Source organism: Neorhizobium galegae, from assembly GCF_017877055.1.
Lineage (GTDB): Bacteria > Pseudomonadota > Alphaproteobacteria > Rhizobiales > Rhizobiaceae > Neorhizobium > Neorhizobium galegae_D.
This window is the reverse complement of the sequence record NZ_JAGIPG010000001.1, coordinates 595,337-606,834: the sequence shown is the minus strand read 5'-3', so window position 1 is coordinate 606,834 and position 11,498 is coordinate 595,337. Positions and strand designations below refer to the sequence as shown.

Sequence of the window (11,498 nt, the reverse complement as noted above, 5' to 3'; positions counted from 1 at the left end):
ATGCCATGACAGTGGATGCAGGCGGCGGCCCACGAATCAGCTATGGCTAAATCGAACACATCGGGAACGGGCATGGCTGTTGCTTATCTGGAAAAGCTGAACGACGCGCAGCGGCGCGCGGTGGAGCACGGCGCGGACGTGCCGAACGGCGGCCCGGCCGGTCCGCTTCTGGTCATCGCCGGCGCCGGTTCCGGCAAGACCAATACGCTTGCCCACCGCGTCGCCCACCTGATCGTCTCGGGCGCCGATCCGCGCCGCATCCTGCTGATGACCTTTTCCCGCCGTGCCGCATCCGAAATGGGCCGCCGCGTCGAGCGCATCTGCGCGCAGGTCCTGGGGGCCAATGCCGGCATCATGACCGATGCGCTCGCCTGGGCCGGTACATTCCACGGCATCGGCGCCCGGCTGCTGCGCCTCCACGCCGACCAGATCGGTCTCGACCACGATTTCACCATCCACGACCGGGAAGATTCCGCCGACCTGATGAACCTGATGCGCCACGAGCTCGGCTTCTCGAAGACCGAGAACCGGTTTCCGACCAAGGGCACCTGCCTGCAGATCTATTCCCGCGCCGTGAACTCGGAAACGCCGCTCGACGAGGTGCTGAAACTCCATTTCCCCTGGTGCTCGGCCTGGGAGCCGCAGCTGCGCGAACTGTTCGCCTCCTATGTCGAGGCCAAGCAGGCCCAGAACGTGCTGGATTACGACGATCTCCTGCTCTACTGGGCGCAGATGATGAGCGAACCGGCGATTGCGCAGGATGTCGGCGGCCGTTTCGACCATGTCCTCGTCGACGAATACCAGGACACCAACCGCCTGCAATCCTCGATCCTGATGGCGATGAAGCCCGGCGGCATCGGGCTGACCGTCGTCGGCGACGACGCCCAGTCGATTTATTCCTTCCGCGCCGCGACGATCCGCAACATCCTCGATTTCCCGAACACCTTCGATCCGCCGGCCAATATCGTCACGCTCGACCGCAACTACCGCTCGACCAACACGATCCTCGCCGCCGCCAACGGCGTCATCGATCTCGCCCGTGAGCGTTTCACCAAGAACCTGTGGACCGACCGCCAGTCGGAGGAGCGCCCCCGCCTCGTCGCCGTCAAGGACGAGACCGAGCAGGCCAATTACATCGTCGAAAAGATCCTCGAAAACCGCGAAACCGGCATGACGCTTAAACAGCAGGCCGTGCTGTTCCGCTCCTCGCATCACTCCGGCCCGCTCGAGGTCGAGCTCACCCGCCGCAATATCCCCTTCGTGAAATTCGGCGGCCTGAAATTCCTCGACAGCGCCCATGTCAAGGACATGCTGGCGGCCTTGCGTTTCGCCCAGAACCCGCGCGACCGGGTCGCCGGCTTCCGGCTGATGCAGCTTCTTCCCGGCATCGGCCCGCAGACGGCCGGCAAGATCCTCGATGCGATCGCAGCCGATCCCGAGCCGCTGGCGGCGCTGCAGGAAATCCCTGCCCCACCACGCTCCGGCGCGGACTGGCCGGCTTTTGTCGACATGCTCGCAGCCGTCCGCAGGGGCAAAGGCTGGCCCTCCGAAATCGGCCTTGCCCGCCAGTGGTACGAGCCGCATCTTGCCCGCATCCACGAGGATGCCGAAACCCGCAAGGCCGACCTGCTGCAGCTCGAACAGATCGCCTCCGGTTATACGTCGCGCGAACGTTTCCTCACCGAGCTGACGCTCGATCCGCCGGACGCGACCAGCGCCGAATCCGGCACGCCTCTGCTCGACGAGGACTATCTCATCCTCTCGACCATCCATTCGTCGAAGGGCCAGGAATGGCGCTCTGTCTTCCTCTTGAACTGCGTCGACGGCTGTATCCCGTCCGACCTCGGCGTCGGTTCGACCGCCGAGATCGAGGAGGAACGCCGCCTCCTCTACGTCGCGATGACGCGGGCGAAGGACCACCTGCACCTGATGACGCCGCAGCGTTTCTTCGTGCACGGCCAGGCCTCGCAGGGCGACCGCCACGTCTATGCTGCCCGCACCCGCTTCATCCCGGCGACCCTGCTGCAATTCTTCGAAACCGCCGCCTGGCCGGTTGTGGCGCCGATGTCCGACGCCGAACGCCAGGCCCGCCACCAGGTCCGCATCGACGTCACCGCTCGCATGCGCGGCATGTGGCGGTAGGCAGCCCCAACGACGTAACCACCGTCATAAGCTTCTAACCCAATTGTGGGATGAGCCGTCGTCAGGCGACTGCAACGGGCCGGATGCGCCGGCGCCTCCACTTAAGGATCGAATTCGCATGAACGGCATCGAAGTCTTCGACGGACACAATGACGCGGTCCAGTACATATCGGACTACAAACCCGGCGGCCGGGATTTCCTGGCCCGTTCCGAGGCGGGGCATCTCGATCTTCCCCGCGCAATCGAGGGACATCTCGTCGGCGGGCTTTTCGCCCTGTATGCGTATCCCGAGCACAAGCCGGAAAACGATCTGACGCAGACCAGCGATGGATACGAGGTTCGTTATGCCGAGGCTCTGAACGAGGATTATGCCCGCCGGCTGATCGACGCCCAGCTTCACGCGATGAACGGATTGATCCGGCGCTCGGACGGCCGGATGCGACTCGCGACCAGCGTCGATGACATCAACACCGCCCGGGCCTCCTCCGCCTTTGCCGTCGTGCTTCACATGGAGGGCGCAGAGGCAATCGGTCCCGATCTCGACTATCTGCACGTCCTTCACGCAGCAGGCCTCCGATCTCTCGGCCCGGTCTGGAGCCGCCCGAACATTTTTGGCTACGGCGTACCCTTCGCCTATCCGCGTTCGCCGGATACCGGCCCCGGATTGACCGATGCCGGCAGGAGCCTGGTGAAGAGCTGCAATGCGCTGGGCGTCATGATCGACCTCTCGCATCTGAACGAGCGCGGCTTCTGGGACGTGGCGGCACTGAGCTCCGCCCCGCTCGTCGCCACCCATGCCTGCGCCCATGCGCTGTGCCCCTCGACTCGCAACCTTACCGACCGGCAGCTCGACGCCATTCGCGATACCGACGGGGTGATCGGCTTCAACCTCGCCGTCTACGACATCCGCGCCGACGCCCATCTCGACGCGGATACGCCGCTCGATATGGTAGTCCGCCACATCGAATATCTCATCGACCGCATGGGGGCGGACAGGGTCGCCCTCGGCTCGGACTTCGACGGTACCGTCATATCCCGCCACATCAGGGACGCGAGCGGCCTGCCGCATCTCTTCGATGCCATGCGCAAGGCCGGATTCGACGAGCCGACGTTAAGGAAATTCGCGTTCGACAATTGGCTCCGCGTCTTCGGTCTGACCTGGCCGTCCTGATCGGGACAGACGCCGGACGGCCACGTCGCAATAGGCTTGTCCCCTCTCCTGTCGCATTGACTTCATCCGGAACGGATGGGAAACAACCCGCATCGTTCAGGTGTCTAGGGAGGGGACGGATGACCAGCCGCAAGATCGTATTGGTACAGGGTGCCTGGGGTTCGAGCGCCAGCTGGACGCCGGTCGCCGATAGTCTTCGGAGCATGGGCCATCAGGTCTTCGTGCCGAGCCTCACCGGGCTCGGCGAACGCAGCCACCTCTTTTCGGGCGCCATCAATCTCGACATCCATATCGGCGATGTCTGCGGCCTTATCGACGCGGAAGGCCTGGAGGAATTCGACCTCGTCGGCCATTCCTATGGCGGCATGGTGATCACAGGTGTCGCCGATAAGTTCGCAGCCCGCATCCGCACGCTGATCTATCTCGACGCCTTCCTGCCGGAAAACGGCCAGTCGGCGCTCGATCTGCTCGGTCCGGAAGTGGCGGTGGCCAACCTCGCCATGGCCGGCGAGCTCGGCGGCGTCGCCGTGCCGCCCCCTGCCCGTCACGCGACCCGCGTGCCGGAACATCTGCGCCACTACATGGCCAGCCGCTCGCCGCAGCCGTTCGCGACGTTGATCCAGAAGATCAAGCTGTCGGGTGACTATCGGAAGATCACGAAAAGGCTTTACGTCTCGGCCAATATCGACCAGTCGAACATCTTCTCGGGCATCTACGCCAGGGTTGGCGCCGATCCGTCATGGGCGTCGATGGAAGTGCCGAGCGGCCACGTGCTGCAGCTCGAAATGCCGGAGGAGGTCGCCCGCATCATCAGCGATTTCATCGGCTGACTTTTCGACCCGGTCGGTCCGGCGACATCGAAAGCGGCGGCGGAAACAACCGCCGCCGCACCCGGTATCACTTTACGATCGGCTTGATCGACAACAGGATGTCGACCAGTTCCTTCTGGTGCTTTTCCTCGTCGCCCTTGGTTCCCCAATAGGTGACGACGAGGCCCTTGGTCGGCGACGTCTGGATCAGTGCAAGCCCGACGCTCACCGGACCGCTCTCGTCCTTGCCGTCCCAATCGAGCGTGGTCATCTGCATGCCGTTGAACTCCTCGACCGGAGTTTCCTTCAGCGTCTTGGGATCGACGGTGACGCCAACCTCCTTCAGGAAGTCGATGGCATCCGAAACGGTCTTGTCCATCGACTTCAGCTCCGCGACATCGGCGGAAAGATAGACGGCATCGTCGCTCGACGTGGCATCGACGCCGGTGTCGGTTTCCTTCGGGTTCCAGCTGTCGGGGATCTTGATGCTGGCGATCGGAGCGTCGCTCGGGAACTTGAGTGTTTTTGCCTCAGCCAGCATGGGAGCGGCCATAACGAGCATGGCAATCAGGAGAGCTTTTTTCATCTGTGAATCCTAAAGAGATGGGGACCGCAGATGCTTCAACCAGCGGCGAAAATCCGTTTAGCACGCAGCCCTTTAAGAATAGGTGCAGCAAACACTCAAAAAGCCGGGGAATTCCGCCAAAGTTGCCGCCGGCGCTGCAGCCGTCCTCGTCGGCCGTGGGGCGGACCTAGTTCGAACTCCGCCCGCCGCCGCGCCGTTCCAGAAGTTCGATCTGGATCTGCTGCATTTCTGCCAGCCGCTCCCATTGATGCGCCATCTGGTGGTCGATCTTTTCATGGAGCTGGCGGATTTCCAGTTCGGCGCGCAGGTTTATCATGTAGTCGTTCTCGGAGCGCATCCGGTCCTTTTCCTCCTGCCGCCGTTGGCTCATCATGATGACCGGTGCCTGCAGCGCCGCCAGGCACGAGAGTACCAGGTTGAGCAGGATGAACGGATAGGGGTCGAAAGGCTCGGCGAACAGGCCGACGACGTTCACCGCCATCCACACGACCAGCACGCCGAGAAAGCTCAGAATGAAGGTCCAGGAGCCGCCGAAGGAGGCGACCTTGTCCGCCACGCGCTCGCCGAAGGTGGGGTTGCTCTCGAGCAGGCCGGCAGCGCTCTTCTGCACCGTCGAGGCGCCCTTCTCGAAACTGTCGAGCACGCGCCTGTCGAGATCGGAAAGCTCACCGCGCTCCTCGTCCAGCAGCTTTTCCACGTAGCGGCGGCGGAAACGGGCGAGGTCCTCGTCGCAGATCAGGCTGTTCTCATCGCAGTCCTTCACCTCCTCGACGATCATCTCGGCAAGATGCGGCCGCAGATATCCGGTCCTGTGCATTTTCGGGAGTGGAAAGGTGCGGCCGCAGACGATGCATTGTCCGGTCTTGGCGGACGTCATGTGCCTGCCCATGTCAGGCCTCTTCTTTCGTCTTCTGCGCATGCGCGTGAAGCGGCGACAGGTGGAATAGCCGCGGCGAGAATTTCTTCCGGAACTCTTCCGAACGACCGATATAGATGAGCGTCACGCCTTTAAGACGGCTGAGCACCCCCAACAGCCGCTCCTGGGTTTCCGGCTCCAGTCCTTCCAGCACGTCGTCCATGATCAGCCAGGCCGGCTTGCGCAGCACCGCATTGGCGATCGACAGCGCCGCCTCCTCGTCCTTGTCGAGCAGCCGGTCCCAGCGCTCCAGCTCATCCAGCCTGCCCACGAGACGGCCGAGTCCGACCGTTTCGAGGGCCTCGATCAGCGCCTTGTCGTCGATGTCGCTCAGCCCGGCCGGATAGGTCATCACCTCGCGCAGTGTCGCCGTCGGCAGGTATCCGTCCTGCGGCATCAGAATCATGCGGCCCGTCGGCGGCAAGCCGATCTCGCCGCGCCCCCAGGGCCAGATGCCGGCCAGCGCCTGGAAGAACAGATGCCGGTCAGCGCCCGGATCGCCGTTGATCATCACCCGCTCGCCCGGCTCGATGGCGCAATCGCCTTCGACGACGCGCACCCCATGCCCCGCCTCGCCCTGCTCGGGCGCGCCGTAGACCATGAGACCGCAAACGCTGATGCCCTCTCCCTGGCGCGCCTCGCGATAGGTGATCACCTCGCCCTCCTTGGCCGGTGTATCCATGGCGAGCAGCGCATTGCGGAAGGACGAGACGCGGTTCAGCGTCGCCCGCCAGTCGGCGATGACGCTGAAATTGACGACATACCAGCGGAGCGCCTGGTTGACCTGGTTGAAGGCGCCAACCGCCATCATCAGTCCACCGAAGGAAAGATCGCCTGAAAAATACATCGGCGACGCGATGATGATCGGCGCTACCAGCGCCAGCCAGCCGAATCCCGCCGATACCCAGGTGAGGTTGGCGAGCGCCCAGGCGAGCTTGCGCAGCATGCCGAGCACCCCGTCGATCGCGAAATGCACCCGGTCGCGCTCGCTTGCCTCGCCGCGTGCCAGCGTGATCGGCTTCAGGTTCTCGTTGGCGCGAACCAGGGCCGAGCGCAGGTCCGCTTCACGGGCGTAGCGCTCGGCGTTGAGCCGCGGCAGCAGGTTGCCGACCACGTTGCTGAGCACCGAGCCCAGAAGCGCATAGAGGATCGTCGTCCACACCATATAGCCGGGGATCGAAATGGTGCGGTCGCCGAAATGAAAAACGAAATCGGACGAGATCGCCCAGAGCACGCCGATGAAGCTCCCGAGCAGGATCGTCGAGTTGACGAGCCCGATCGCCAGCGCCGTGGTGTTTTCCGCCAGGATCCGCGTGTCCTCGTGCAGCCGCTGGTCGGGATTGCTGGCGATCGAGCCTGCACCGACGAGCTTGAGCGCCCGGCCGGGCTTGAGCCAGACATCGGCGAGATCGCGCGCCAGTCCCTCGCGCATCCGCAGGGCGGTGATCTGATTGAGCCACTGCTGGACGACGTTGAGCAGCGTCAGCGAAAAGGCGATGACGCCAAAGACGACGAGCTGGTTCAGAAATTCAGGCATGTCGCGGCGTTCAAGCGCGTCGTAGAACGGCCCATTCCACTCGTTCAGCCGGTATGTCGCATAAGTCGTTGCGAAGATGACGACGAGCAGCGCGACCGTCAGGACCAGGACGCGGTTGCGCACCGGCGCATTCCAGAAAGCCTTGCCCATCATGCGGAGCTGGCCCCCCAGGGAAAGCTCGAAGGCCGGTGCTACGCCTTCGGAATTCTGCGACATCTACTGCGACTCCTACAATAACCCTCGTCACCCCCAACTTAGCATGCGCTTGCGGCTTTTGCAGCTTCAAGGGTCCGGCTTGGTTTATATGGTGATGCAATCGCGATTCGTTCACCCCGGTCCAGGTACGGTTAAGCCATTCGTCTCACCTTGTGCTTGCGGCTATCCCGCAGGCGCTGGCAATCGCATTTGGCATGCCGGGCCACACACGCGATGGCCGTCCATCCCCACCGACGGAAATCGCTCACACCGGGAGCTTCGCCTCCCCTCGCCAACCTCCCCGCCCCCCGCGAAATTCCTTGCTATTTCGGCTCCTCCATGTTAATGACCGACCAGTCAGTCATAATTAAGAATGTACGATGGCCGAGAGAAAAAGAGAAAAACGCGATCCACAGCAGCGCCGGGCCGAAATCCTGGCCGCCGCCTTCGCCTGCTTTTCCGAGCGCGGTTTTGCCGCCACCCGCATGGAGGATGTCGCAACCCGCGCCGGCATCGCCAAGGGCACCGTCTATCTGCACTTTCCGGACAAGGAGGCGCTGTTCACCGAGCTCGTCTCCGGCATCGCCTCGCCGATCCTCGGCCGGATCGAGGGGCTGGCTGCCAACGAGGCGATCCCGCCGCGTTTCGCCATCTCGATGTTCTACACCCTCTTCAGGCGCGAGGTACTGGAGACGGACCGCCGCCATCTGCTGCGCCTGATCCTCGCCGAAGGGCCGATGTTTCCAGCCGTCACCGAGTTCTATCACCGCGAGATCATCTCAAAGGGGCTTGGCGTGTTGCGCACCCTGCTCGCGCGTGCCGCCGACCGCGGCGAACTACGCCATCCGGCCATCGCCGACATACCGCAGATCGTCATCGCCCCGGCGCTGCTGTCGATCGTCTGGATGACGCTGTTTGAGGCTTACGAACATCTCGACACCCAGAAACTGTTCGACGCTTTCCTCGAAACCCTGTTCGTGCCGGAAGGAGGTGCGAAGTGAAGCGTATCCTCGTCATCGCGATTCTGGCGGCCGCCGCCCTTGCCGCCCTGCCCTTCCTCTTCGCCGGCAAGCCGCCGCGTCCCTACCAGGGCTGGGTCGAAGCAGACATGCTGTTCATCGGTGCCGAAAGTGCCGGCCGGCTCACCCAGGTGGATATCGCCGAAGGCGCAACGATCGCAGCCGGCGCGCCACTCTTCAGGCTGGACTCCTTGAGCGAAGAGGCCGCCGTCGCTGCCGCCCGCGCGTCGCTTGCGCGCTCCCGGGCCGAACTGGATCTGGCGCAGGCCGCCCAGAAGCGTCCCGAAGAGATAGACGTGCTGCGCGCCTCCGAACGGGAAGCCTCCGCCCGGCTGGAGCTTGCCCAACAGGATCTCGACCGCACCCGCGTCCTCGTCGAGCGCGGCACTGCGACCCGCGCCAATCTCGATACCGCCACTGCCACCGAAGCCGCCAATCGCGCAGCCCTCGACAACGTCCGCAGCCAGATCATCCTCGCCGCCCTCCCCGCTCGCGGTGAGACGCTGCGACAGACAGAGGAATCCGTCGCGGCCGCCAGGGCTGATCTCGCTTCGGCCGAGGCAGCGCTTGCCCGCCGCTCGGTTTCGGCGCCGGCCGCGGGCAGCGTCGAGACGCTCTATTACAGAAGCGGCGAAGTCGTCCCCGCAGGCCGTCCGATCGTCGCTCTCCTGCCCCCGGAAAATGTCCGCATCCGCTTCTTCGTCCCCGAAACCGAAATCGCCGTGCTGTCGCTCGGCCAGCCGGTCCGCGTCGGCTGTGATGCCTGCCGGCCGGCCGATGCCAAGGTCAGCTTCATCGCCAGGAGCGCGGAATACACGCCGCCGGAAATCTACAGCCTCGAAGAGCGCTCAAAACTCGTCTACCGCGTCGAGGCCATCCCGGCCGATCCGAAGGCGCTGCGCCCCGGCCAGCCGGTCGACGTCCTGCCCGGACCACGCCCATGACCGACGCCACCATGACGGTCGACGCCCCCGAAACGGTCATCGACGTCCACCACCTCACCAAGAGCTTTGGCGGCCGCAAGGTGGTCGATGATCTCTCCATGTCGGTGAAGAAAGGCCGCATCCACGGCTTCCTCGGCCCCAACGGCTCCGGCAAGACCACCACCATCCGCATGCTCTGCGGCCTCCTGACGCCCGACAGCGGCGATGGCACCTGCCTCGGCTTCGATATCCTCACCGAAAGCGACCGCATCCGTCGCCGGGTCGGCTACATGACCCAGAAATTCTCGCTCTACCAGGACCTGTCGATCCGCGAGAACCTCGAATTCGTCGCTCGCGTCTACGGCCTGGCCGATCCGCGCGGCAAGGCGAGCGCGGCGATCGAACGCCTCGGTCTCAAGGGCCGCGAGAAACAGCTGGCCGGCGAGCTTTCCGGCGGCTGGAAACAGCGTCTCGCGCTCGGCGCCTGCATCCTGCCCGAGCCGGCGCTTCTCCTGCTCGACGAACCGACCGCCGGCGTCGACCCGAAGGCGCGCCGCGATTTCTGGAACGAAATCCATGCACTGGCGGCCGGCGGGCTCTCGGTGCTGGTCTCCACTCATTACATGGACGAGGCGGAGCGCTGCCACGAGATCGCCTATATCGCCTACGGAAAACTGCTCGCCGAAGGCACGGTGGACGAAGTGATTGCCGGCACCGGCCTCGTCACCTTCACGGTCTCCGGCCCGGACGTGCACCATCTCCAGGCCGAACTCGAAAACCAGCCCGGCATCGACATGATCGCCCCCTTCGGCACCAGCCTGCATGTCGCAGGCCGCGATGCGGAGGCGCTGGAAAAGGCAATCGCCCCCTACCGCGAAAAACCCGGTCTCAAATGGGAAAAGGGTGAACCCACGCTCGAAGACGCCTTCATAGACCTGATGCGCCGTTCGGAGGACAATTTCCGATGACCACGGCTCCCCGCAGCACAAACGGCAACGGCGGCTCCTTCGGTCGCTTCTGGGCGATGACGGTCAAGGAATTCATCCAGATGACGCGCGACCGCATCACGCTTGCGACCATGGTCATGCTGCCGATCATGCAGCTTTTCCTGTTCGGTTTTGCGATCAACACCACGCCGCACAACCTGCCGACCGCCGTCCTGATGCGCGAGAACAGCGATGTCGGCCGCTCCATCCTCGCCGCCCTGAAGAACACCGATTTCTTCGAGGTGAAGACCGTCGTGACCCGCGCGGAGGACATGGACGCACTGCTGCAGTCCGGCGACGCGCTGTTCGTCGTCGAAATCCCCGAAGGTTTCGAACGGTCGCTCCGCCGCGGCGATTCGCCGTCGCTGCTGGTCGCCGCCGACGCAACCGACCCGGTCGCTGCAAGCTCGGCGCTCGGCGCGCTTTCGGGGATCATCGCGACCGCGCTCGAAAACGATCGCCAGGTCGCCTTCGCCGAACCGGTGAAACCCGCCTTCCAGATCGTCCAGCACCGCCGCTACAATCCCGCCGGCTCCTCGACCTTGAACATCGTCCCCGGCCTGCTCGGCACCATCCTGACGATGACGCTGCTGATCTTCACGGCCCTCTCCGTCACCCGCGAGGTCGAGCGCGGCACGATGGAAAACCTGCTCTCGATGCCGATCAAGCCCTTGGAGATCATGCTCGGCAAGATCGCGCCCTACGTGCTGATCGGCCTCATCCAGGCGCTCGTCATCATCGGCGTCGGCATCCTCGTTTTTCGCGTCCCGATTCTCGGCGATCCCCTGTCGCTGGCGGCCGCAACCTCCCTCTTCGTCGTCACCAACCTGTCGATCGGCTACACGTTCTCGACGGTTGCGGCGAACCAACTGCAGGCCATGCAGATGGCGATGATGTTCTTCCTGCCGAACATCCTCCTCTCCGGCTTCATGTTCCCCTTCGCCGGCATGCCCAATTGGGCGCAGTGGATCGGCGAGGCCCTGCCGCTCACCCACTATATCCGCATCGTCCGGGCGGTGATGCTGAAGGGCGCCAGCATCGAGACATTGGCCTATGACACGCTGGCGCTCGCCGGCCTGATGGCCGTCGCCATGCTGATCGCCGTACGCCGTTTTCGCCGCACGCTGGATTGAAGGCTGCAAAGCTACGTCTTTCAACGGTGTTGCCGCATCGCGATAAGCTCGGATTCCGCCTTGCATTATTCTCGTGCATTG

Annotated in this window: 10 protein-coding genes; 7 read left to right on the top strand and 3 right to left on the bottom strand. The window is 64.0% G+C overall.

Going from position 1 to position 11,498, the window contains the following annotated elements:
- Nucleotides 1-72 precede the first annotated feature (72 nt).
- From J2857_RS02615 to J2857_RS02605, 3 genes are all read left to right on the top strand, one after another.
- The gene (locus tag J2857_RS02615; RefSeq protein WP_210008415.1) at nt 73-2,142 is read left to right on the top strand and encodes an ATP-dependent helicase; all 2,070 of its coding nucleotides are present in this window, start codon (nt 73-75) and stop codon (nt 2,140-2,142) included.
- A 118-nt stretch (nt 2,143-2,260) separates the two neighbouring features.
- Nucleotides 2,261-3,313 (top strand): dipeptidase, encoded by a 1,053-nt coding sequence (locus J2857_RS02610; RefSeq protein WP_210008414.1) that lies wholly within the window; start codon nt 2,261-2,263, stop codon nt 3,311-3,313.
- 119 nt (nt 3,314-3,432) lie between these two features.
- Nucleotides 3,433-4,143, top strand: a complete 711-nt coding sequence (locus J2857_RS02605) for an alpha/beta fold hydrolase (RefSeq protein WP_210008413.1) — start codon at nt 3,433-3,435, stop codon at nt 4,141-4,143.
- Nucleotides 4,144-4,210: 67 nt separating this feature from the next.
- On the opposite strand, the gene J2857_RS02600 is transcribed toward J2857_RS02605, so the two are convergent.
- The 3 genes from J2857_RS02600 to J2857_RS02590 form a co-directional block, all read right to left on the bottom strand.
- On the bottom strand, nt 4,211-4,708 hold the full coding sequence (locus tag J2857_RS02600) for a histidine kinase (protein WP_210008412.1): 498 nt from the start codon (nt 4,706-4,708) through the stop codon (nt 4,211-4,213).
- Nucleotides 4,709-4,874: 166 nt separating this feature from the next.
- The gene (locus tag J2857_RS02595) at nt 4,875-5,597 is read right to left on the bottom strand and encodes a DUF1003 domain-containing protein (protein ID WP_210008411.1); all 723 of its coding nucleotides are present in this window, start codon (nt 5,595-5,597) and stop codon (nt 4,875-4,877) included.
- Between the two features lies 1 nt (nt 5,598).
- Nucleotides 5,599-7,377 (bottom strand): ABC transporter ATP-binding protein/permease, encoded by a 1,779-nt coding sequence (locus J2857_RS02590; RefSeq protein ID WP_210008410.1) that lies wholly within the window; start codon nt 7,375-7,377, stop codon nt 5,599-5,601.
- Between the two features lie 359 nt (nt 7,378-7,736).
- Between J2857_RS02590 and J2857_RS02585 the strand changes: the two genes are divergently transcribed.
- The 4 genes from J2857_RS02585 to J2857_RS02570 are packed head-to-tail and all read left to right on the top strand — an operon-like array spanning nt 7,737 to nt 11,417.
- Nucleotides 7,737-8,357 (top strand): TetR/AcrR family transcriptional regulator, encoded by a 621-nt coding sequence (locus J2857_RS02585; protein WP_210008409.1) that lies wholly within the window; start codon nt 7,737-7,739, stop codon nt 8,355-8,357.
- Nucleotides 8,354-9,319, top strand: coding sequence for an HlyD family secretion protein (locus J2857_RS02580; protein WP_210008408.1), 966 nt, complete (start codon nt 8,354-8,356; stop codon nt 9,317-9,319). The genes J2857_RS02585 and J2857_RS02580 overlap by 4 nt, the downstream gene beginning before the upstream one ends.
- A gap of 11 nt (nt 9,320-9,330) precedes the next feature.
- Nucleotides 9,331-10,266, top strand: coding sequence for an ABC transporter ATP-binding protein (locus J2857_RS02575; RefSeq protein ID WP_432420149.1), 936 nt, complete (start codon nt 9,331-9,333; stop codon nt 10,264-10,266).
- The gene (locus J2857_RS02570; RefSeq protein ID WP_210008406.1) at nt 10,263-11,417 is read left to right on the top strand and encodes an ABC transporter permease; all 1,155 of its coding nucleotides are present in this window, start codon (nt 10,263-10,265) and stop codon (nt 11,415-11,417) included. The genes J2857_RS02575 and J2857_RS02570 overlap by 4 nt, the downstream gene beginning before the upstream one ends.
- Nucleotides 11,418-11,498 lie beyond the last annotated feature (81 nt).

What these genes read in the sequence shown, in the direction of transcription:
- J2857_RS02615 (WP_210008415.1), top strand. Translation starts at nt 73, where the DNA reads ATGGCTGTTGCTTATCTGGAAAAGCTGAACGACGCGCAGCGGCGCGCG.
- J2857_RS02610 (WP_210008414.1), top strand. Translation starts at nt 2,261, where the DNA reads ATGAACGGCATCGAAGTCTTCGACGGACACAATGACGCGGTCCAGTAC.
- J2857_RS02605 (WP_210008413.1), top strand. Translation starts at nt 3,433, where the DNA reads ATGACCAGCCGCAAGATCGTATTGGTACAGGGTGCCTGGGGTTCGAGC.
- J2857_RS02600 (WP_210008412.1), bottom strand. Translation starts at nt 4,708, where the DNA reads ATGAAAAAAGCTCTCCTGATTGCCATGCTCGTTATGGCCGCTCCCATG.
- J2857_RS02595 (WP_210008411.1), bottom strand. Translation starts at nt 5,597, where the DNA reads ATGGGCAGGCACATGACGTCCGCCAAGACCGGACAATGCATCGTCTGC.
- J2857_RS02590 (WP_210008410.1), bottom strand. Translation starts at nt 7,377, where the DNA reads ATGTCGCAGAATTCCGAAGGCGTAGCACCGGCCTTCGAGCTTTCCCTG.
- J2857_RS02585 (WP_210008409.1), top strand. Translation starts at nt 7,737, where the DNA reads ATGGCCGAGAGAAAAAGAGAAAAACGCGATCCACAGCAGCGCCGGGCC.
- J2857_RS02575 (WP_432420149.1), top strand. Translation starts at nt 9,331, where the DNA reads ATGACGGTCGACGCCCCCGAAACGGTCATCGACGTCCACCACCTCACC.
- J2857_RS02570 (WP_210008406.1), top strand. Translation starts at nt 10,263, where the DNA reads ATGACCACGGCTCCCCGCAGCACAAACGGCAACGGCGGCTCCTTCGGT.